The sequence below is a fragment of the Arcanobacterium buesumense genome, assembly GCF_012563545.1.
Classification (GTDB): domain Bacteria; phylum Actinomycetota; class Actinomycetes; order Actinomycetales; family Actinomycetaceae; genus Arcanobacterium; species Arcanobacterium buesumense.
This window is the reverse complement of record NZ_CP050804.1, coordinates 676,361-699,183: the sequence shown is the minus strand read 5'-3', so window position 1 is coordinate 699,183 and position 22,823 is coordinate 676,361. Positions and strand designations below refer to the sequence as shown.

The 22,823-nt window shown below is 49.3% G+C and carries 20 protein-coding genes; 4 read left to right on the top strand and 16 right to left on the bottom strand.

The features are described 5' to 3' along the window. Positions 1 to 50 precede the first annotated feature (50 nt). Both nrdR and HC352_RS03130 read right to left on the bottom strand, forming a co-directional pair. Positions 51 to 518 (bottom strand): transcriptional regulator NrdR, encoded by a 468-nt coding sequence (nrdR, locus tag HC352_RS03135; protein ID WP_168917537.1) that lies wholly within the window; start codon positions 516 to 518, stop codon positions 51 to 53. Between the two features lie 54 nt (positions 519 to 572). Beyond that, positions 573 to 1,211 carry a LysM peptidoglycan-binding domain-containing protein gene (locus tag HC352_RS03130; RefSeq protein ID WP_168917536.1) on the bottom strand — a complete coding sequence of 213 codons (639 nt, stop codon included), beginning with the start codon at positions 1,209 to 1,211 and terminating at the stop codon, positions 573 to 575. Between the two features lie 257 nt (positions 1,212 to 1,468). On the opposite strand from HC352_RS03130, the gene lexA reads away from it, so the two are divergent. Continuing rightward, positions 1,469 to 2,191, top strand: coding sequence for a transcriptional repressor LexA (lexA, locus tag HC352_RS03125; protein WP_168917535.1), 723 nt, complete (start codon positions 1,469 to 1,471; stop codon positions 2,189 to 2,191). 10 nt (positions 2,192 to 2,201) lie between these two features. On the opposite strand, the gene HC352_RS03120 is transcribed toward lexA, so the two are convergent. Together HC352_RS03120 and hflX are read right to left on the bottom strand one after the other, a co-directional pair. Then, positions 2,202 to 4,139 (bottom strand): ATP-dependent DNA helicase, encoded by a 1,938-nt coding sequence (locus HC352_RS03120; protein WP_168917534.1) that lies wholly within the window; start codon positions 4,137 to 4,139, stop codon positions 2,202 to 2,204. After that, entirely contained in the window at positions 4,132 to 5,637 is a 1,506-nt protein-coding gene (gene hflX / locus HC352_RS03115) for a GTPase HflX (protein WP_168918590.1), read from the bottom strand. The genes HC352_RS03120 and hflX overlap by 8 nt, the downstream gene beginning before the upstream one ends. Here hflX and HC352_RS03110 point away from each other — a divergent pair. Continuing rightward, the gene (locus HC352_RS03110; RefSeq protein ID WP_369801272.1) at positions 5,596 to 6,375 is read left to right on the top strand and encodes a class I SAM-dependent methyltransferase; all 780 of its coding nucleotides are present in this window, start codon (positions 5,596 to 5,598) and stop codon (positions 6,373 to 6,375) included. The two genes, hflX and HC352_RS03110, sit on opposite strands and share 42 nt — an antisense overlap. On the opposite strand, the gene miaA is transcribed toward HC352_RS03110, so the two are convergent. From miaA to HC352_RS03065, 9 genes are all read right to left on the bottom strand, one after another. Further along, on the bottom strand, positions 6,341 to 7,282 hold the full coding sequence (miaA, locus tag HC352_RS03105; RefSeq protein WP_168917533.1) for a tRNA (adenosine(37)-N6)-dimethylallyltransferase MiaA: 942 nt from the start codon (positions 7,280 to 7,282) through the stop codon (positions 6,341 to 6,343). The genes HC352_RS03110 and miaA overlap by 35 nt on opposite strands. Positions 7,283 to 7,285: 3 nt before the next feature. Continuing rightward, positions 7,286 to 8,830, bottom strand: coding sequence for a tRNA (N6-isopentenyl adenosine(37)-C2)-methylthiotransferase MiaB (miaB, locus tag HC352_RS03100; RefSeq protein ID WP_168917532.1), 1,545 nt, complete (start codon positions 8,828 to 8,830; stop codon positions 7,286 to 7,288). Positions 8,831 to 8,929: 99 nt separating this feature from the next. Beyond that, positions 8,930 to 9,511, bottom strand: coding sequence for a regulatory protein RecX (locus HC352_RS03095; protein ID WP_168917531.1), 582 nt, complete (start codon positions 9,509 to 9,511; stop codon positions 8,930 to 8,932). A 46-nt stretch (positions 9,512 to 9,557) separates the two neighbouring features. Next, entirely contained in the window at positions 9,558 to 10,604 is a 1,047-nt protein-coding gene (gene recA, locus HC352_RS03090) for a recombinase RecA (RefSeq protein WP_168917530.1), read from the bottom strand. A 291-nt stretch (positions 10,605 to 10,895) separates the two neighbouring features. Next, the gene (locus HC352_RS03085) at positions 10,896 to 11,126 is read right to left on the bottom strand and encodes a DUF3046 domain-containing protein (RefSeq protein ID WP_168917529.1); all 231 of its coding nucleotides are present in this window, start codon (positions 11,124 to 11,126) and stop codon (positions 10,896 to 10,898) included. A 2-nt stretch (positions 11,127 to 11,128) separates the two neighbouring features. Further along, positions 11,129 to 11,476, bottom strand: coding sequence for a helix-turn-helix domain-containing protein (locus HC352_RS03080; protein WP_247645241.1), 348 nt, complete (start codon positions 11,474 to 11,476; stop codon positions 11,129 to 11,131). A gap of 138 nt (positions 11,477 to 11,614) precedes the next feature. Next, complete coding sequence (locus HC352_RS03075) at positions 11,615 to 12,097, bottom strand: CinA family protein (RefSeq protein WP_369801270.1); 483 nt, start codon at positions 12,095 to 12,097, stop codon at positions 11,615 to 11,617. Between the two features lie 8 nt (positions 12,098 to 12,105). After that, positions 12,106 to 12,717: a CDP-diacylglycerol--glycerol-3-phosphate 3-phosphatidyltransferase gene (gene pgsA, locus HC352_RS03070; protein WP_247645222.1), complete on the bottom strand. Its 612-nt coding sequence runs from the start codon at positions 12,715 to 12,717 to the stop codon at positions 12,106 to 12,108. Positions 12,718 to 12,771: 54 nt separating this feature from the next. After that, positions 12,772 to 15,351 carry an FtsK/SpoIIIE family DNA translocase gene (locus tag HC352_RS03065; RefSeq protein WP_168917527.1) on the bottom strand — a complete coding sequence of 860 codons (2,580 nt, stop codon included), beginning with the start codon at positions 15,349 to 15,351 and terminating at the stop codon, positions 12,772 to 12,774. A 73-nt stretch (positions 15,352 to 15,424) separates the two neighbouring features. On the opposite strand from HC352_RS03065, the gene HC352_RS03060 reads away from it, so the two are divergent. After that, positions 15,425 to 16,396, top strand: a complete 972-nt coding sequence (locus HC352_RS03060; RefSeq protein ID WP_168917526.1) for a 2-hydroxyacid dehydrogenase — start codon at positions 15,425 to 15,427, stop codon at positions 16,394 to 16,396. Positions 16,397 to 16,456: 60 nt separating this feature from the next. On the opposite strand, the gene HC352_RS03055 is transcribed toward HC352_RS03060, so the two are convergent. Further along, the gene (locus HC352_RS03055; RefSeq protein ID WP_211080706.1) at positions 16,457 to 18,130 is read right to left on the bottom strand and encodes a ribonuclease J; all 1,674 of its coding nucleotides are present in this window, start codon (positions 18,128 to 18,130) and stop codon (positions 16,457 to 16,459) included. A gap of 76 nt (positions 18,131 to 18,206) precedes the next feature. Here HC352_RS03055 and HC352_RS03050 point away from each other — a divergent pair, with 76 nt between their 5' ends. After that, positions 18,207 to 18,788 carry a hypothetical protein gene (locus tag HC352_RS03050; protein ID WP_168917525.1) on the top strand — a complete coding sequence of 194 codons (582 nt, stop codon included), beginning with the start codon at positions 18,207 to 18,209 and terminating at the stop codon, positions 18,786 to 18,788. 4 nt (positions 18,789 to 18,792) lie between these two features. Here HC352_RS03050 and HC352_RS03045 read toward each other — a convergent pair whose 3' ends face one another. Then, a complete protein-coding gene (locus HC352_RS03045) occupies positions 18,793 to 20,103 on the bottom strand; it encodes a M16 family metallopeptidase (protein ID WP_168917524.1) in 1,311 nt (436 codons plus the stop codon). A gap of 200 nt (positions 20,104 to 20,303) precedes the next feature. Then, positions 20,304 to 22,667, bottom strand: a complete 2,364-nt coding sequence (locus HC352_RS03040; RefSeq protein WP_168917523.1) for a polyribonucleotide nucleotidyltransferase — start codon at positions 22,665 to 22,667, stop codon at positions 20,304 to 20,306. Positions 22,668 to 22,823 lie beyond the last annotated feature (156 nt).

Below are 22,823 nucleotides of genomic sequence, written 5' to 3'. Positions count from 1 at the left end.
TGTTGGGGTGCCACGATGCACGTAGCACCCCAACACCTTCACTTACTTCGTTAGTCGCCGGGTAGTTGTGTATCGCCTTCAGCGCGTAACTGAGCTATCGCCTCTTCAAAATCCTCAAGAGAATCGAAGTTTGAATAAACTGACGCGAAGCGCAAATAGGCGATTCGGTCCAGATGGCGCAAAGGTTCTAGAATCTCTAACCCAATATCGTGCGCATCAATTTGCGCTAGCCCCTGAGCCCGAATACTCTCTTCAACTTGCTGAGCCAATACTGCCAGTTGGTCATCTGTTACTGGCCGACCTTGGCATGCTTTCCCAACACCAGAAACGATCTTCTCTCGAGAAAAAGGTTCTGATGTTCCCGAACGTTTCAACACCATAAGTGTTGCAGATTCAGATGTCGAAAAACGACGCTTACACTTTGGACATTCCCGCCGGCGGCGAATCACCATACCATCATCAGAGGTACGGGTATCGATAACGCGCGAGTCAGGGTGGCGACAGAAAGGACAATGCATGTTGCAATAATAGCGCGATATACCAAACTTTTGCAGGGCAGGATACAACAGGCATTAATATCTAGGCATCACAAGACGTTGGCCAGGCTGGACAACATTTCCATCTATAACATTGAGCGCATAGATATCCGAAACGATTTGCGATTGAGGCACTGGGGCTTCTAGCGACTCAGCAATGGAAACAAGAGTATCACCAGGTTGGACAACTCGAGTTTGGCCAGCTTCTGGCGATAGACCAAAGATAGTTACCACCGCTAAGCCAGCAACGACTGACATTGCCATAACACCAATAAATGAAAGTACCTGACGTATTGAAAAAGAATCAAGCAAACGACGAGCATAGACCAAACCCATAACAATCTGGCGAGGGATATCCCCCTCATCACCCTGGTGAGATACCTGATACTTCGCATCAGTGCGAGCTGATTCTATACGCCAATGTACGTCCGATTCACTCACCTGCGCCGCACTAGCAGCAGTAGGCACCGCGTAAAGAGAACGAAGGGTGGAGCTAATTGGTTTATCAGGACGCACAACATGACGAATCCTTTCACTGCGTTGAGGACCAGCAGAGTATTTAGGGACCGCATTAATATGACGTTGCTGCTGTGGAACCGCACGCAAAGATGCCTTCCGTTCGATTTTATGTGGCGCTGCGACGCGTTCATACTCTCGGATATCGATAACTGACATCGGGGCTCCTTTAGATTCTCAATCGAACAACTGTTCTAATGCTATCGGAAAAACTTCATTCTGTCTAGAACATTTGTACGAACGCAGCCGAACAAATGTTTGAAAATCTATCCGTCCTGCATTAGGCTTTGAGATAAGACAATCATCTGCCTCCCACACACTTTAATGTCCACTCTCCGCAGTAGCATCACAATAAAGTTGTGAAGGCAGATCAGGGCTCAGAAACCTACCTCACACTTCGCGAAATGAGAAAAGCTATGCCAATACTCCCCACCCTCACACCGCGGCAGCTCTCCATCGTCCACGCGCTTCGCGAATTAATCGATGAACGCGGCTACTCGCCAACAGTGCGCGAAATTGGCGATGCGGTTGGTCTTAAATCACCCTCTTCAGTTAAACACCAACTCGATTCACTTCTCCAAGCAGGTATTATCTCCTATGATCAGCGCCGCTCTCGCACGCTTGATCTCACTGAACTGGGCAGACGACTCAATACTCAAACGGGAGAATTTGATGCAACACTCGTGTCACACCAGAGCTCATCTGCAACGCCTATCAACCCTCTGACATCTTTGTCAGAGTCCAACTTACCCAATCTCGAAGGCAACATTGTCACAGTTCCGCTTGTCGGCCGCATTGCTGCTGGAGCTCCTATTTTGGCCGAACAACATGTCGAAGATACCTTCGCCCTTCCCCGGCAACTAACTGGTACCGGTGAACTATTCATGCTCGAAGTTAGCGGCGATTCTATGATTGATGCCGCCATTTGCGACGGTGATTGGGTAGTTGTTCGCCGTCAACCTGACGCCGAACAAGGTGAAATAGTCGCGGCTATGATCGATGGAGAAGCAACTGTGAAAGTACTCTCACGATCCGGCGGGCATCAATGGCTTCTGCCACGAAACCCAGATTATTCCCCAATCCCAGCCGATGATGCACATATTATTGGCCGTATAGTCACCGTCTTGCGTTCTTTATAGTCTTCATACACTAGTTATTATCTTGGGCAAGACGCTGTAGCACACCACGCACTGTAGCTGGGTCCGTCGTTGGCCACATAGGTGGCATCGAGGCTAACAAAAAACTTGCATATCGAGCAGTGCGCAACCGCGGATCAAGAACAGCCACAACTCCCCTATCAGTAACGCGACGCAAGAGCCGGCCAGCTCCCTGAGCCAGCATTAATGCTGCTTGAGTAGCCGCAACACTCATAAAACCATTACCACCATTTTTACTAACTACATGCGAGCGCGCTTGCATAAGAGGATCATTGGGACGTGGAAAAGGAATGCGATCAATAATCACTAAACGGCACGTACGCCCAGGAACATCAACACCTTGCCACAAGGAAATTGTGCCAAAAAGGCAGGCCGCATCATCTTCCGCAAATTGCGCAACCAAAGTAGAAATCTGGTCTTCACCTTGGAGAAATATCGGCACATCGACACGTTCGCGCACAAATCGCGCCGCCCGTTCAGCAGCCACTTTAGAAGTAAACAGCGCTAAAGCTCCGCCTTGTGAAGCTTGAATAAGCTCAACCATTTCAGCCAACTGTTCATCGCCATACCCTTCTTTTCTGGGAACCGGCAGATGCTGGGCAACATACAATACACCCTGAGTTTCCGGCGAAAAAGGAGTGCCGACGTCGAGACCTTCCCACGGTCCTTGACTTGGAAAATTCAGTCCGGTACGACTAGCCATAACATCAAAAGACCCGTTAACTTTAAGTGTCGCCGAAGTTAATATCGTTGCTCTTCCGTCAAATAACTCATCTGCTATCGAGCTCGCTACATCTAACGGAGCAGCATAAATCACTCCCGTACCGTCACTGAAATCAGCTTTCCATACCACTAAAGTTTCATTTGTTAATGCCTCGGAAAGTAAATCCTGGCACAGCTCAACTACTTCTACCAAGCGGGTGCGCAAGATCTGTTTCGTGATAGCTTGTTCTTCGTCTTTACCTGATAAACCAGCAACATTCTCACCAGCTTCTTGACTGCGCCCAGCCAGGCGCGCAATAGCGTCAAATAGGTCTTCTTCCCAGCGGCTAATACGCCCTTCAGGAACATCAGCTAACAATGTTCCTAACTCATCAGCTGACTCATCTAAATCCGCATCAGATAATCCCGATCGCCGTAACATCCGTGCGATCCCAGCGATATCGTATTTTGACAAAGAGCGAGTGAGCTGGCTAGTAACCCGATCAACCAGCTCATGAGCTTCGTCAATAATAAAAGCATTACCTTCTGGCAAAACTGGAGTGCCAGTGGCAGCGATACCTAGCATCGCATGGTTCGTTACCACCACGTGAGTATCTTCAGCAGACTCCCGTGCTAAAAACGGGAAACAATTTTGCCGTACTGGACACTTTTCCCCAATGCACTCACGTTTTGGCACAGAAACCTGGGACCATACCCGATCCGAAACTCCTGGAACCAGATCATCACGATCCCCAGATTCAGTACTCATTGCCCACTGGCGAGCGCGCATTACTTCCTCACCAGTAGCAGTTGCCCCAACTTCACCTTCAGCGCGCGAAAGAAGTGTTCCTTCTTCTGGATAGCCACCGGTCGCCTTACGCAAGCACACATAATTGTGCCAGCCTTTAAGTAACGCCACGTCAACATGAGCACCTAATTGCTCTTGTATCGCTTCTTTGACTCGTGGGGCATCATAAAGCATAATCTGACGCTGAAGAGCTAACGTAGCTGTGGATATAATTGCTCGTTTTCCAGTTTGTGCTGCCCACGCCATTGCTGGCACTAAATACCCAAAAGATTTACCTGTTCCAGTGCCTGCTTGGATGAGGAGATGTTCGTCATCAGCAAGTGCTTGCCCCACTCGATGAACCATACTTACCTGGCCCTCGCGCGTGCTTCCGCCCACCGCATTGACAACACTATTCAGTACCGAATCAAGCTCACTCACGAGTTAGCAATCCTGCCTCGATTAACTCTCCGGCGATTTCGTTGGTCACGTGAGCATTAATATGAGTGCCCTCTGCGGTAAATGATTCCGAAAAAATCTCTCCGTCAGCATGAATACGTGAGACAATATCACCACGCGAGAATGGAATAGTTACGTCAATGAGAATATTGGGGCGCGGTAATAATTGATCTATTTCCTCCACCAATTCAGAGATACCCTGCCCAGTCACTGCCGAAACAAGAACTGCTTGTGGGTAACGCGAACGCAATGTAGCTACATCTATCGGATCAGCTAAGTCGGCTTTCGATAACACAATAAGCTCGCGAACTAGATTAGCTCCTGGAACATCTGCTAGGACTTCATGTACGGCCGCGATCTGTCCTATCGGATCATGATGGGAAGCATCTACAACGTGTAATAGTAAATCAGCTGATCCAACTTCTTCGAGAGTAGAACGGAATGCTTCAACTAACTGGGTGGGCAAGTTACGAACGAATCCGACCGTATCAGTAACCGTATATGGGCGCCCATCACGGGTTTGAGTACGTCGCACAGTAGGATCAAGGGTAGCAAAGAGCGCATTTTCTACAAGCACTCCTGCTCCGGTAAGTGTGTTGAGCAAGGAAGATTTCCCGGCGTTTGTATATCCGACGACGACGACGGCTGGTATCGCATTTTTATTACGCGAAGCTCGGCGAGTAACACGTGCCGGTTCCATTGCCTTAATATCAGCACGTAATTTTGCCATTCTGGTGCGGATACGCCGACGATCTAGCTCTAACTGGGTTTCGCCTGGACCACGCGAGCCAATGCCGGCACCACCAGCCACTCGGCCACCGGCCTGCCGGGACATCGATTCACCCCAGCCACGTAACCGCGGCAAGAGATATTCAAGTTGGGCTAGTTCAACTTGCGCTTTGCCTTCTTTTGACTTTGCATGCTGAGCAAAAATATCGAGGATGAGTGCAGTTCGATCAATGACCTTGACATTGACAACATCTTCAAGCGCACGGCGTTGTGAAGGAGCAAGCTCAGAATCAACAATCACAGTATCTGCTTCATGGGATTGAACAATCTCAGCTAATTCTTGAGCTTTACCTGATCCTAGGTAGGTAGCTGGATCAGGTAATTGACGACGTTGGATAAGCCCGTCTAACACGGTAGAACCGGCAGTTTCAGCTAACGCGGCAAGCTCACGTAACGAATCTTGTGCGCCCTCGAATGGTCCTTCGCGCCATAATCCGACCAACACAACTCGTTCAAGACGAAGCTGGCGATATTCGACGTCGACTTTTTCGTCACGTTGAGTAGCTAAACTTGAAACACGACGTAATGAGGATCGTTCTTCACGTTCTATAGCCTCACCAGCCCAGCTTCCGCCGTATGCGGGATTTGCTTGTAGTGCTGTTCCTTCGTATGACGTTAAATCGACATGTCCAGCATGAGATTCTTGATCGTGATTCTTTCCAGTTTGCTGTTGCGGCTTTCGGGTACTAATAGGGTTCTCCTAACACAGATTCTTCGACTTTCATTATCTCACTTCTTTGCCACTTCTACACCGTGGACATTCACTCAGTGGACACGTATCGTTATTCATGTGAATGATCATTATTTTTCTGACTCGCCACATGTCCCTTCAGACCCGCGGACGTATAGCTATTGGGCACTTGGGCGTGAATGGCACGTCACAACAGATGCTGGTGTTTTCTCACCTACTGGGTTAGATAAGGGCACTGCCGTTTTTCTTCACAAAGTGCCACTTATTGATCTTCCTGCGCAGAGTCTTGCAGTGGACGTTGGTTGTGGTTGGGGTCCTATCACTCTGGCACTCGCTCACTCATATCCTCAGGCACAAGTTTTAGCCTGTGATGTCAATGAGCGAGCTATTGCGCTGACTGAACAAAATGTTGCAGAACTTGGCTACACCAATGTCTGTGTTGACTTGGCACCAAAAATGCTTGACCAGATAGCAGCAGATATTACCGCTGGAAAGCATACTGGTATTGACTTACTCTGGTCGAATCCACCAATTCGTATCGGAAAAAAGGCATTGCATGAATTACTGATGCAATGGCTTGGGCTATTATCACCGAACGGTGTGGCTTTTTTTGTTGTTCAAAAAAATCTTGGCGCTGATTCGTTAGCCGTATGGTTGAATTCTCAGGGCTATATTACGGAAAAAATAGGCTCCGCGAAAGGCTTTAGAGTCCTTCGCACTCACCAGAAACAAAATTAACAGCACTGGCTACTGCTTGATCTAAGTTTCCATCCGCCACATCAATCCAGGTGATGCGCGGATCTGGGCGAAACCACGTGCGCTGTTTTTTGGCGAGTCGACGCGTTGCGAACGCAACATTTTCAATCGCTTGGGCAACACTGAGCTTTTCATCTATGACGTCGATTGCTTGAGCATACCCGGTGGCTTTGCGCGCGGTGGGACTTTCCCGTAGGCCATTTTCTAGAAGACGACGTGTTTCGTCAAGTAGGCCGTCCGCAAACATCGCCTGCGCGCGTTGCATAATTGCGCGATCAAGTTCAGTTTTCTCTCGACGCACCCCAAGATGGATAATATTACTGTAGTGACTGGTGTGACGAGGAAATACTGGAGTATATGATTTCCCAGTAAGACGCACGACTTCTAATGCTCTGATTACGCGTCTCGGATTCGCAAGATTGATCGTTGCTGCCGAAACTGGATCCTTTTCTCGTAGCTCAGCGATCAGTTCAGCACCTTGATCTTGATCCCACTGGTTTTGCAACTGTTCACGAATATTTGGGTCAGTTCCAGGAAACTCTAATTCGTCAAGCAGAGCACTAACATACAGTCCAGATCCACCCACGATCATCGGAATACGCCCTCGTTCGCGGATTTGTCGAATATCTTGCCGAGCATATTTTTGGTATGCCGCCACCGATGCAGCTTGAGAAATATCTAGAACATCTAGTTGATGGTGGGTGATTCCGCATTGCTGAGCCGGCGTGGCTTTAGCAGTACCGATATCCATTCCGCGATACAGTTGCATTGCATCAGCTGAGATGATTTCTACACGTTCAGCTCCCCCGATTGCCTGTGCCAGTTCGATAGAGAGGGCAGTTTTCCCAGAGGCAGTAGCTCCGACGACAGCAATAATAGGCGAAGCCATGCGTTAGCTCTTCCGCAATCCGATACTAGGAATCCCTAGAGAAACAGGTGCCCGACCAGCAGCTTCTTCGGCTAACTGTGCTTTACGCCTTTCTCCCGCTTCATAAGCATCCCCGGCACGTGTTGGCCGAATAGCGAATAAACCACCAGTGAGTGCCGAATCAGCTACAAGATGTGACGGAGCCGCACGCGTGACAACAGCAGATACGAGATCTCCCGGACGCGGCATATCAACAAGATTGTCAGGAAGTGCAATATGGACAAGGCGGTTATCTGCTGCTCTTCCAGTAATACGAGCAGTCTTTGCATCCTTTCGGCCTTCGCCAGCAGAAACGAGAACATCAACGCGTTCGCCAACAAGCTTGTTGTTTTCTTCTAAAGTGATACGCTGTTGCAACTCATGGAGCCGTTGATAACGGTTTGACGCTACATCTGCTGGAATTTGGTCTGCCATATCGGCAGCTGGCGTTCCAGGGCGTGGCGAGTATAAGAAAGTAAACGCCGAAGAAAAACGGGACTGTTCAACAATATCTAGCGTTTGTTGGAAATCTTCTTCGGTTTCCCCAGGGAAACCGACAATAATATCGGTAGTGATTGCCGCATTCGGAATCCGCTCGCGTACTCGTTCTAAGATACCGAGGAACTTAGCTGACCGGTAGGAGCGACGCATAGCCCGCAAAACTCGGTCAGAGCCTGATTGTAAAGGCATATGCAATGAGGGCATGACATTTGGTGTTTCAGCCATGGCGTCAATAACATCATCCGTAAAAGCTGCCGGGTGTGGCGAAGTGAATCGAACTCGCTCTAATCCGTTAATATCTCCACAAGCTCGCAGGAGTTTAGCAAAAGCTCCTCGATCTCCGAACCCCACTCCATAGGAATTAACATTTTGTCCAAGTAGAGTGATTTCAATCGCTCCCTGATCTACGACAGCTTGAATTTCGGAAAGGATTTCTCCTGGCCGACGGTCACGCTCTTTCCCACGAAGGTGCGGCACGATACAGAAAGTACATGTGTTATTACATCCTACTGAAATCGAAACCCATGCCGCATACGCCGATTCACGATGGGTTGGCAACGTGGATGGGAAGACTTTTAATGACTCTTCAATTTCCACCGCAGCTTTTTTATTATGACGGGCACGTTCCAATAGCACAGGTAACACGTCAAGATTATGAGTCCCAAGCACAACATCTACCCATGGCGCTCGTTCAATGATGCCTTCTCGCAATTGTTGTGCCAAACAACCGCCCACAGCAATTTGCATATCTGGACGTGCATCTTTCACAGATTTTAACTGCCCCAAATGCCCAAACAACTTATTTGCTGCATTTTCCCGGACAGAGCAAGTATTGATCACCAAAATATCAGCGCCTTGGTCCCCAGCTTCAGTGGCTCGAGCAGCTTTTTCTGGTACGAGCTCAACCGGGACAATACCTGCCTGATCAAGTAAGCCTGCCATTCGTTCAGAATCATGGACGTTCATTTGACATCCAAGGGTGCGAACAGCATAAGTCTTGACGTCAGCAGTTTGCGGTTTCTCGCTCATGTATACCCCATCCGTATTTAATGTTCTACATTCGGCCAGTCTAGTAGAGGGTTGTTGACCAAGCATGTTCTATAAATGCGATCTTTGACGCATCAACGATTATTTATCCTGTATTGAACTGAGTGCTTGTTCGACCGCATACCTAATATGATCAGCACTAAAACCACGACGTGCAAGCGCGCTATAAAGCCGCCGCCGAATAACATCCGGTTCCAATAAACGCATGGAGTGAGCTTTTCGCAGTGCGAACTCTACAGCTGCATGCTGTTCGTCTTCCGTATCGATTTGCTCTAGTGCATCAGCGATAATATCGGGGGCAATTCCTCGCCGCAGAAGCTCCTGAGTAAGCCCCCGCCGGGAAATTGTTTTTTCAGCAAACTTTGACCTTACAAACATCGCAGCAAATCGCGCATCATCAACTAGCCCAGATACCTTAAACGCATCGAGTGTGTGAACAATAATGGCCTCGGGTACCAAGTTACGTTCTAAAGCTTGACGAAGTTGAAACACTGAGCGTTCCATCATCCCCAGCTGCCGGTAACACAGATCCTTTGCGTATCTCGTCCAGTCTTCTTCAGTACGGGCTTCGGCACGTTCTTTTTTCCGTTGTGCTATCTCGCGAGCGGAACGGTATTTTTTCCGAGCCGCACGTTCTTCAGCACCGTGTGCGTAATCTACCATCGTTTATCATGCCTGGTAGGGCAGTAAAGAACTACTGTCCTACAATTTATAGCTCAGGAGCTTCCTCAGGATCAGCAATTGGGCTACCATCTTTATTAATTCCAATTGATGCTAATACTTTACGCTCAATCTCATCAGAAATTTCCGGATTATCAAGTAAGAACTGCCGCGCTTTTTCTTTTCCTTGCCCCAATTGATCCCCTTCATACGTGTACCACGAGCCAGAGCGACGAACAATTCCCGTATCGACGGCAAGATCAATAATTCCACCTTCAGTGGAGATACCCTTCCCATATAAGATATCGAACTCAGCTTGCTTAAAAGGAGGCGCCATCTTATTTTTGACTACCTTTACACGTGTACGGTTACCAACTGGCGTAGAACCTTCCTTTAATGTTTCAATACGGCGTACATCTAACCGAACCGACGCATAGAACTTCAGTGCTTTACCACCCGTTGTTGTTTCCGGATTTCCATAAAAAACACCAATCTTTTCACGCAACTGATTAATGAAAATTGCCGTTGTTCCAGCTGCTGATAAGGCACCTGTCAGTTTACGCAGAGCTTGCGACATTAACCGAGCTTGAAGGCCAACATGCGAATCACCCATTTCACCTTCGATCTCCGCCTTTGGCACGAGTGCCGCCACCGAATCGATAACAATGATATCTAGAGCACCAGAACGAATAAGCATATCGGCAATTTCAAGTGCCTGTTCTCCAGTATCTGGTTGAGAAACTATCAGCGCATCAGTATCCACACCAAGTTTGCGCGCATACTCTGGATCAAGTGCGTGCTCAGCATCAACAAAAGCAGCAATACCACCAAGCTTTTGCGCATTAGCAACTGCATGAAGCGCAACCGTTGTTTTACCAGATGATTCAGGCCCATAAATTTCTACAACGCGACCGCGCGGAAGACCGCCAATACCTAAGGCTACATCCAGTGCTAGAGAGCCAGTTGGGATAACTGCCACCCGCTGAGGAGGTGCATCACCAAGTCTCATGGCTGACCCTTTACCGAACTGACGATCAATCTGACCCAGTGCAGTTTCTAGCGCCTTTGCACGCGCATCTTTATCTTTCGCAGCCATGTAAGCTCCTCGTTATTGTAATCATTGAACAGAACAGGTCTATAGCACGAGAATCTCTCTCCGAGCTCCCATGAGAACAGCTTATGACCGACCTCCGACATAAAACGATGTACGCTTTCCCGTTTGCGGATAAACAGGCTGACATCATGTTCTGTGGACAACTCTAACCGAACATCTGTTCGACCGTCTACTCGACACACAAGGCACCATAATTATTAGTTAAAAGATTATTAGTTAAAAGATTATAAGTTAAAAGCGGGAGGCCTGTGGCCTCCCGCTTTTAACTATCCTTCAAACACTAAGGTCCCGAGGATTAATTTTATGCAAGTATTCATATCGTTCTGGCAAATCCATCGTGCGCCGCAACGCACTCCACACAGCTTGTGGCGCCTGACAATCAGCCAATGCTTGTTCAGCCGTTTTGGAACCTAACTCAGGAATAACTAAATCAGACACAAGACTTCGGCCTAACCCGTTTGGAAAGGCACGGTCTACACACTGCCAAAATTCAGTATGCTTCATCCTTAGCCACGCATTGCAGCCATTTCTGCACGAACCAAAGACTCCGGTATCGAATCTGGAATTCGTGGCTTACGCATCATAGGTGGAATGCGCCCTTCAGCAAAGTCAATTCGATCTGCAACAAGACGCAAAACATGGCTCATGGGAACATTGAGAGCCATAGAAATTGAGTGAAGCAGCTCCGAAGAAGCTTCCTTCTGTCCACGTTCAACTTCCGACAAATAACCAAGTGAAACACGGGCATCGGACGACACTTCGCGGAGCGTACGCCCCTGCCGTTGACGATACTCGCGAAGAACTTCACCTAATTCACGACGGAATAGAACTGTTTCGCGGGCCATGTCATTCATAGTCATCTTCAATCTACCTCTTCTTGCCAAGTTATTTAGCTCTCGGCTTTAGCTTTCATCAATTAACTCAACGCATCTTGATGCCATTATCTTCCCAAGCTATTCTGTGAATTTACTGAAATTCGCCTGCACACGAGCTTAAATACCTTCAATATTCAACAATATACTGCGCAAAGTAGCATTCACTGTCTGTTCCCTCACACTCAGCCGATCACCTTGAAAATGATAAATCTTAGCGCAAGAGCCCCCGCCACGCTGGCAAAATCCTATCCACACTGTTCCAGCATCATGTCCATCGGCCGGACCAGGCCCAGCAACACCAGTCGTTGCAACCGCCACATCAGCATCAAACAAATGCCCCACTCCAGCCGCCATCTCACATGCCACTATTTCATCAACAGGACCAGTACGCGCCAAACGGGCAGAATCCACCCCAAGCACCTGTGATTTGGTATCCGTAGCATACGTAACAACTCCACCGCGAAATACACGCGACGCACCTGGCACAGACACCAAAGTACTAGCCACCAAACCTCCGGTAAGTGATTCAGCAACCGCAAGAGTCATTTTTACATGAGCTAATCGAGATAAAACCCTAACTGCTAATTCGTCGTCCAACACTCAGCTATCTACTTGCTCTCAACCACCGTAGACACTGCATTCTCACTTGATTCTTCGTTAATCTTACGTGCTTCAATAACATATTCAACTGCGCTACTAATCGCAAAGACCAAAGCAATTCCGATCAACGCATAAGACGCACCGATAAACAGCTCAGTGAGTGTTGCAGATAAGAAGGTATGCCACGGCAAAATCAGACCTGCGATGCCGAAAGACTGGGCAACCATCTTAATTTTCCCACCTATACCAGCAGCCATAACTTTCTTCGTCACCATAAACATACGCATTAAGGTAATACCCAACTCGCGCACGATGAAGATGATCGTCATCCACCACCACAAATACCCATGCCACGAGAGCAAAACTAAACCTGAAATGATCAAGGCTTTATCAGCGATTGAATCAGCTAGCTTACCAAAATCTGTGACAAGGTTATATTTTCGAGCATAGTGCCCATCGAGTTTATCGGTAATGGCGGCAATGGCAAAAACTGCCCATGACAGCCACAACCTCTCATCGGTAACGCTCAAAAAGGCCACAATGAACACTGGTACCAAGATCAACCGAATAACAGTGAGCACGTTAGCAATATTGAAATTAGAAATACGCTGTTGTTTCACCCTTATATCATAGAGGTTTTCTTACCAAAGTGTCGGTAACGCACCGGACGGAACTTATCGCCCGGTCAATTGCCATGCGTCTTCGCCAGATTCACCTTCATCGTCAAGTTCATCATCATACCAATTACGTGCCACATCGCTCTGCTCAGTATCGGCTAGCGGATCAGTCGCATAACGATCTGTCGGCATGACTACGGTACCTTCCTCAGCATCAGCATACTGTGCAGTATCGACAACCTGAGTCGCATCGCTAGCATAATCATCATCAGCTTGAGGGGCAGACAAATCTACATCTTCACCCTTAATGAGAGCGATAACATCATCGAGTTGTTCTGGAGTGACAAGCACATCACGTGCTTTACCACCCGTACTCGGACCAACGATTTCCCGAGACTCCAACAAATCCATCATACGCCCGGCCTTTGCAAAACCGATGCGGAGTTTTCGTTGCAACATCGACGTCGAACCAAACTGAGTATTGACCACTAATTCTGCGGCTTGTAACAAAACGTCTAGATCGTCACCAATCTCGTCGTCGACTTTCTTAACTTCGCCCGGCTTCGGCAATACATCTTCTCGATATGTCGGCTGCATCTGCGTCTTGACATGCTTAACTGTTGCAGCGATTTCATCTTCGTCAACCCAAGCACCTTGCACACGCATCGGTTTCATTGAACCAGCCGGAGCAAATAGCGCATCGCCCATACCAATAAGTTTCTCTGCACCAACCGCATCCAAAATGGTACGAGAATCAGTTGCCGACGACGTCGAAAACGCCAACCGAGATGGCACATTTGCCTTAATTAAACCGGTCACAACATCAACTGATGGACGCTGAGTAGCAAGCACCAAATGAATACCAGCAGCGCGCGCCAACTGGGTAATACGTTGAATGGACGCTTCCACATCGCGCGGCGCCACCATCATCAAATCTGCTAATTCGTCAACAACAACAAGCAAATACGGGTATGGCTGAAGCGTGCGCTGGGAGCCTTCACGGGCCGTAACTTTACCTTCTCTAACCGCCGCATTGAAGTCATCAATATGCTTAAACCCGTAGGCAGCCAAATCGTCATAACGCTGATCCATCTCTCGAACAACCCATTCAAGAGCTTCCGCTGCCTTCTTTGGATTGGTGATGATCGGAGTGATCAAGTGTGGAATACCGGCATAAATCGTTAATTCAACGCGCTTTGGATCAACCAAAATCATTCGCACTTGTTCCGGAGTTGACCGCATCATAATCGAGGTAATCATCGAATTAATGAACGACGATTTACCAGCACCAGTTGCTCCAGCAACCAGTAAATGCGGCATCTTTGACAAATTAGCGACGACGTATTGGCCACCAACATTTTTACCAACACCGACGACGAGTGGGTGAGTTTGTTTGCGGGCAACGGCCGAACGTAAAACATCACCTAAAAGAACTGTTTCGCGGTCAGCATTTGGAATTTCAATACCAACAGCCGATTTACCTGGAATCGGTGACAAAATGCGTACGTCAGACGAAGCAACTGCATAGGCGATATTCTTCGATAAAGACTCAATTTTATCAACTTTAACTCCAGGGCCAAGCTCAACTTCGTATTGCGTAACTGTTGGGCCACGCGAAAAGCCCGTGACTTCCGCATTAATCGAAAACTCGGAAAACACCCGAGTTAGTGCTTCCACCACTCGATCGTTTACTTCCGAACGCTCCAAATGCGGTGGCCCTTGTTTCAACGAATCCAACGAGGGCAAGGTATAAGTAATATTCGAAGCTAACTCTAGTTGTTCAATTCGCTCTGGGAGTGGCTCAGGCTTGGGTGCTTTACGCTCCGGCTGGACCGCCGTCGGCACAATTTTACGAGGATTTACTGGCTTTGCTGGTTTAGCAACTTGAGGTGCTGGCGTTTCTTGTACATCTGGCTCCGCAATCTGAGTCTGCGTCGGCTCAGTTGTTTTCTTGCGTGGCCGGCGTAGCCGGGAAACTGGTGCATCATCGTCGATTTCTTCTGGATGATCAAAAGGAACTGATGCTGAATGATGTGGCTCAAATTCGGCACGCTGTGCACGTTTAGCGCCAATCCACTCAATAATATCCCGCACTGATGTCCCCGTCGCATACAACAGAGCGTACAAAATAACGAATACTAAAATTGGAACTGCACCCCATACGGAGAACAATTTCGCTAGTCCTGAACCCACTAGAAAGCCGATAATACCGCCAGCTTGCTCGATTTTAGCAAAACCGGCTGTCACCATTGGCTGACCCATAAAAATATGGATCAGACCAGCAACAGCGGCCACAATAAGACTTCCACCGACCATCACACGCGGCGTTGTCTCAGCGTGAGATCTGCGGAAAAGCTTAACCACAATGCCAATAAGCAAAACTGGAACAAAAATAGAAAGAACACCCACAACTCCAGCTGTGGCGTGGTGAATAATTGGTCCGATGGCACCAGAAAGACCAAACCATTCACGCAATGCTATAACAATAGCCAACCCCATCAGGATAAATAGGCGACCGCCGTGCCCACCTAAAATACGTTCCGCAGCACTGAGCGTAGGATCGGTTACTTCTGCTTCCACGTGCTGTGGTTTTTTGGGTTTACGTTGTGAATTCTCGGCTGATCCGGAGCGTGCCACTATGTTTCCTCCTCATAGCTATGCAACGGGCATAACTGAACGATAGCCTAAAACTAAATCCACAAGAACACATATGTGGCACGCCGTCAATGAATGGATTGCGACCCAAATCGCTTACGTGTATTACGCTAAGGGTATGACTCTTATTGTTTCTTCGCCCAACGACATTGTTCGTAGCACTCTCGAAAAATTTGGTGACGATATTCAGATCGTTGATTGGGATATCCGCGGCCCAGCACCAGTTCAGAAAATTGACATAGTTGTTACCCCATTGATTAGTGGAAATCCGGATTATCAGTATCTTGACGGTGTCGATTTCACCTATCTTCAATGTTCGACTCTCGGGTATGATGCGGTTCTCCCACATCTTTCTGCGCACCATGTTTTAGCTAATGCGAAAACTGTTCATGAAACGTCGACGGCGGAGTTGACGCTTGCGCTTACCCTTGCGATGCAACGCCAGATTCCACGTTCGGTGCGCTCCCAGGCTGCCGGAAACTGGGATACGTTCTATTCGCATGGTTTAGCTGATCAGCGTGTAGTGCTGGTGGGCGTAGGCGGCGTCGGAACGGCGATCGCTCAGCGTTTGGCGCCATTCGAGGTTGATCTGGTGCGCGTTGGCCGTAGCGAACGTGACGACGCTGATGGGCACGTTTTCGCCACCTCGCAGCTTCCGCAATTGTTACCGGACGCCGATATTGTTATTTTGATTGTTCCAGCAACGAACGAGACGCGTGGCATGGTTGACGACGAATTCTTGAGCTTGCTCAAGGATGACGCGTTGGTTGTGAATATGGCTCGCGGCGTGATTGTCGATACGGATGCGATGGTGAAGCATGCTGACCGGTTACGCTTCGCGTTCGACGTCGTCGATCCGGAACCGCTACCGGCCACTCACCCTCTCTATTCTCACCCTAACGTGCTTATCTCAGCGCATAACGGTGGATATTCGGAGGCTTTAGCACCACGCCTCAAGCGGTTGATTGAACGCCAAGTTCGCCACCTGCTCGCTGGTGAGGAACTCGAAAACATTATTCGACGCTAAGCAAAGACAAATAATGGTGGGCATCTCAACCCGAGGTGCCCACCATTATCTATCCACGACTTAGGCTTCAATCACCGTTGGAATGATCATTGGCGAACGGCGAAGCGACTTGGCAGCCCAGCGGCCTAGTACGCGACGCATAGCTTGCTGCATGTGATACGTTGTTGCACCTTCGGAAGCGACCGCCTCTTCCAGAGCTTCAGTGACCTTGGGCAAGATGTTGTCGAATACCGAATCGTCTTCTGCCATTCCGCGAGCTTGAATATGTGGGCCAGCGATAATCGAGCGCTTTTGCCCGTCAACCACTGCGAAAACAGCGATGAAACCTTCTTCACCGAGCGTCAAACGATCGGTGAGTTCAGCTTCGGTGATTTCACCAACCGAAGATCCATCAACATAGACGTGACCGCACGGCACTTCACCAACGATGGCACATTTACCGTCATGCATGTCAACAACCGAGCCGTCCTCGGTAAGCAAGACGTTTGCTGCAGGAACACCAGTCTTGACCGCAATAGCGCCATTGGCCACCAGGTGGCGTGGTTCGCCGTGTACTGGCATCACGTACTCAGGTTCTACAATGTTGTAGCAGTACAACAACTCCCCTTGGGCCGAGTGACCCGAAACGTGAACCTTCGCATTTCCTTGGTGGACGACGCGGGCACCGAGTTTCGTCAACCCGTTAATCAACCGAAAAACCGAATTTTCGTTGCCCGGAATCATCGAAGAGGCGAAAATGACGGTGTCATTGGGCCCAACTGAAATCGTCTTGTGGCTACCGCTAGCAATACGCGAAAGCACAGCCATTGGTTCGCCCTGCGAACCGGTAGACATGTAAACAATCTGCTCTGGGGCAACCGAATGTGCATTCTTCAAATCAATGAGCACATTATCAGGAACATCTAGATATCCGAGTTCTTCGGCGATCCCCATGTTGCGCACCATCGAACGCCCCACGAAACACACCTTGCGGTTAAATATCGCAGCAGCATTCAATACTTGTTGGACACGGTGGACGTGCGAAGCAAAAGAGGCAACCACAATTTGCCCCGAGGCTTGTGCAAAAACATTTTCTAATACCGGCCCGATTTCGCCTTCAGAACGCACAAATCCTGGCACTTCAGCATTTGTTGAATCAACCATAAACAGATCGATGCCTTCATCAGCGAGTCGAGCAAACGTACGCAGGTCAGTAATGCGACCATCAAGTGGCAACTGATCCATCTTAAAATCGCCGGTGTGCAAAATCGTGCCAGCTACCGAGCGGATAGCCACCGCAAGTGCATCCGGAATCGAATGGTTGACCGCGATGAATTCGCATTCGAACGGGCCGATTTGTTCGACGTCGCCCTCTTGAACAACCATCACATACGGCTTGATGCGATGCTCGGCAAGTTTGGCTTCAATGAGCGCAATAGTTAGTTCCGAACCAATAATCGGAATATCGTTACGCAAGCGCAAAAGGTAAGGAACCGCACCGATATGATCCTCGTGCCCGTGAGTGAGGATAATAGCATCGACGTCATCCATCCGATCTTTAATGTAATCAAAGTCTGGGAGGATCAGATCGACACCTGGTTGGGATTCTTCTGGGAAGAGCACACCACAGTCAACAATAAGAATCCGCCCGTTAAGCTCAAAGACGGTCATATTTCGGCCAATTTCACCGATTCCACCGAGTGGGATGATGCGTACCGTATCCGGCTGCAGTTTTGGAGGCAATAATTCATTCACAATATCTATTGTAGCTGATTGCTTTCCTTGGCAGAACCAAGTCGCTAACTCGGAACGAACTTGAGACAATAAGTATGTGAGTAGTGAAAAATTATCTGTCCGCCCAGCCCTTCCGCAAGATGCGCTAGCTATCGGTCACATTCAATCCGAGGCAATGTTTGAAGCCATTAGCGCCGGTTTAGGCCGAACAGCTAGTGGTGAAGTGCGCATGATGCTCGACGTCGGTTCGCTCGCCTCAACATGGACCGATACGTTATCGCGTCCAGCCATCCCCGGCTATCATGTTCTCGTTGCGGATGCGAATGAAACCGTGGAAGGTTTCGCGGTTCTCGCACCGGCAGATCCAATTATTCTTGACGACGACGATCCTGACGGTCTTGATTCAGAAACCGGCAAGAAACGGATTTCCCGTGAGATTCAAGCATTCGATGTTCCCTCACGGTTTGCCACCCAGCAACACGAACCTCGAATGTTAGCTGCGCTGACTGATATAGCAAAAGATGCCGGCGCTACCGAAATACATATCTGGGTGATTGCAGGCCACGATAAAATGACAAATCTGTTGTCACAATCAGGTTTTCAAGCTCGCCCATTACGCCGGGTTGCGCAAATTGATGGTAGCGAGGTTGCTGAATTTTTATGGTGGGCCTTGTTGTAAATTATTATGGACCAACAATGACTGACGAGCGCGGCCGGCGGAGGATATCAGCAGCTAACTGCTGAACTTGATCCGCTCTCACTTGGCGAGAAGCTTCTAATGAATGCTCGATAGACCAAATATCCCCGCGGAAAATCTCTGATTGCCCTAACCGGGATCGCCGGAACCCATTGGCTTCTGCAGAGAAAACAAGTTGTGCTCGACGTTGATTAAAAGCCGTTAACAATTCTTGCTGCGATACTCCCCCACGCGCGATATCTTCTAAGCATTGGGTCATAATCGCAGCTACGTCATCCGCGTGTTCTGGCTGACATTGAGCTTCAAGGAAAAAGGCGCCGCCTTCGGCTGAATTCATTTGCCAGGCATATGTTGAATATGCCAGCCCCCGCTTTTCGCGTACTTCTTGAAAGAGCCTTGACGATGGTCCGCCACCGAGGATGAGTTCCAAGGCCATAGAAGCGTGTTCTCGTTCGTCGTCGATCTTCAAACCTGGCCATCCCAGCGCTACTGCAGTCTGCCTTCCAGGACGCTCTATTCGTACGTCTTGTCCTGTAACTGGATAGGAAATGTCGGCAACCCGCCGGCGCGGTGCGGGTAACACACCGTCGTCGAGAACCCAGCCACCACCAAGAAGCAAAGCCTGAACTAATTCACAAAAATCACGATGATCAACGTCTCCCACGGCAGTAAAAATTATTTCCTGCGGCTGGTAATTGCGATGATAGTGATCCAACATGTCACCGTGCTGTAATCCTCTGACGGTGCTTGGTGTACCGCCAACTGGACGAGCTAGCGGGTGATCCCCCATCACTAGCGGAAGCAACGTATGTTCGGCAACATCCGTTACATCATCTTCCGATGCAGCCAGCTCTTCTAAAATCACGCCACGTTCAGTTTCCATTTCTTCGGTATCTAACACCGAACGTGTCAGCATATCGATAAGTAATTCCATCAACTGTGGCAGATCTGCAGCAAATACGCGCCCGTAGTAGGAGGTGTACTGGCGGGCAGTTGCGGCGTTAAGTGTTCCGCCAAGGAAGTCACCCAAAGCGGAAATATCTGCGGCGCTTTGGGTGTCAGTTCCCTTAAACAACATATGTTCTAAGAAGTGCGTTGAGCCTTCTTGTCCCGGAATCTCATCACGCGATCCAGCACTGACCCAAAAACCAGCTGAAACTGAACGCTGTCCTGGAACCTTTTCCGTTAACACTCGCACTCCGCCAGGCAAGATCGTTCGCTGCCCAACGATACCGTCTTCAATGAAAGTTAACGTCTCAAAAGAATCCATCGGCAGGTTCACGGTTGTAAAGGTCATTCATTCCCCCTCATACGAACAAGTCAGCCATGTGTATAGACACAAAACGGCACTCACCTATCCTACTGCATTTAGTAGATGAGCCAATACTGGGATGTTACGTCACCGCATCATGGCTAGGTAGGTAATAATGTAGCGGGACAAGACCGAAGCCCTGTCCCGCTACATATTAGCTAGTTAAAGTAACTATCCTAGGCGGCTCACTCAGCAGACTCTGCTGACGGTGCTGAATCTGCCGATTCTTCAACCTTGCGAGTACGACGGCGTGGGCGACGCTCACGGCGTTCACCCCGGTCCGAACGCTCCCGGCGCTCGCCACGTTCACCGCGCTCGCCACGCTTTGCCTTGAACTCGGCTTCGGCGGCCTTTTCAGCTTCGAGCTGTTCTTCAGTGAGAACTGCGTGCAAGGAAAGCTTTCCGCGCTGATCGATTTCAGCGAGTTCGACTTCGACCTTATCTCCCACGTTGAGGACATCTTCAACGTTTTCGACACGCTTACCGCCAACAAGGCGACGAATTTGCGAAATGTGAAGTAGTCCGTCTTTACCTGGAGCCAAAGAAACGAATGCGCCGAAGGTGGTTGTCTTGACAACAGTTCCGACAAAGCGTTCGCCAACTTCTGGCATGGTTGGGTTCGCGATCTGGTTGATGGTTTGACGGGCAGCTTCAGCAGACGTTCCATTGGTTGCACCAATGAATACTGTGCCGTCATCTTCGATGGTAATATCCGCGCCAGTATCTTCTTGGATCTGGTTAATCATCTTGCCTTTCGGTCCAATGACTTCGCCGATCTTGTCAACTGGGATCTTGACGGAAATGATGCGTGGTGCAGTTTGAGCCATTTCTTCTGGTTCTGGAACTGCTTCTTCGATGAGATCAAGAATTGCTTGGCGAGCATCATGCGCCTGACCAAGTGCTCCTGCCAAAACTTCAGCTGGGATGCCATCGAGCTTGGTATCAAGCTGGAGAGCGGTGACAAAGTCACGGGTACCAGCAACTTTGAAGTCCATATCGCCAAGGGCGTCTTCAGCACCGAGGATGTCGGTTAATGCAACGTAACGCTGTTCGCCGTCGATCTCGCCAGAAACAAGACCCATAGCGATACCGGCAACTGCTGCGCGCAGTGGAACACCGGCGTTCATCAACGAAATGGTTGATGCACAGACCGAACCCATCGAGGTCGAACCGTTTGAGCCGAGGGCTTCGGAGACCTGACGGATAGCGTATGGGAACTCTTCACGCGATGGCAAAACTGGCACGAGTGCGCGCTCTGCGAGCATACCGTGACCGATTTCGCGGCGCTTTGGTGTTCCTACACGACCGGTTTCACCGGTTGAGTATGGTGGGAAGTTGTAGTGGTGGATATAGCGCTTGGAGGTAACCGGGGAAAGGTTATCCATTTGCTGTTCCATCTTGAGCATGTTCAATGTGGTGACACCCATGATCTGGGTTTCACCGCGCTGGAAAAGTGCCGAACCGTGAACTCGTGGCAAAATACCAGATTCTGCGGTGATGGTACGGATTTCAACTGGGGTGCGCCCGTCCATACGTTCACCGGTGGTCAGGACGCGTTCGCGCATTGCCTTCTTCCAGTGTGCATTAACTGCTAGTGCCAGTGCTTGGTCACGCTCTGGGAATTCTTCGGTGAGGGATTGAACGATTTCGGCAGTAAGCTCGTTGAGAGCATCATCGCGCTCATGCTTATCGACGATGCCCCATAGTTCGGCGAAACGGTTGCCAAGCTTTGCAGCAACTGCTTCGTATTCGGCATCTTCGTAGGATGGGAAGAGTGGGTATTCTTCGGTTGGTTTAGCTGCTTGAGCAGCAAGTTCTGCCTGTGCGTCACACAATACGCGGATGAAGGTTTTAGCAGCGTCGAGGCCTTCGGCAACAACAGTTTCAGTTGGCTTAACGCCCCCCTTGGCGATGTTATCAATAACATTTTCGCCACCTTCTGCTTCGACCATCATAATAGCGACGTCGTCGCCTACGATACGTCCAGCAACAACCATGGTGAAGGTTGCGCGTGGAATTTCTGACCAGCGCGGGAAGGCTACCCATTGTCCGTCAATGAGGGAGATACGAACGCCACCGATGGGGCCAGAGAATGGCAAACCGGACAGCTGAGTGGACATCGACGCAGCGTTGATGGCTACGACGTCGTATGCGTCATCTGGGTGAATGGTGAGGATGGTTGCCACAACTTGGACTTCGTTACGCAAGCCCTTAACGAAGGCTGGGCGTAGTGGGCGGTCAATGAGGCGGGCAGCCAAAATAGCATCAGTGGTTGGACGACCTTCACGGCGGAAGAATGATCCGGGGATTCGTCCGGCAGCGTATGAACGTTCTTCGACGTCTACAGTGAGCGGGAAGAAATCAAAATGTTCGCGCGGCTGGCTTGATACAGCAGTTGCTGACAATACGGTGGTTTCATCATCTAAGTATGCCACTGCACAACCGGCAGCTTGCCGAGCTAATAAGCCTGTTTCGAAACGAATCTTTCGAGTGCCAAATGATCCGTTATCAATAACGGCTTCAGCAAATTTTACGTCTGGACCCTCCATGGGATCTCCTTTACGGTTATCGCCCCGGTGCGGTCATCGATTCTCATGAACGGACAGGCTAACTTTCACTAGTTTCCGTTCACCATAACCGAGGACCGAACCTCGCGGGCAGCTTCTTTATCTTCGATGCGTACCGGCGAGGTACGCGGTTTTCCG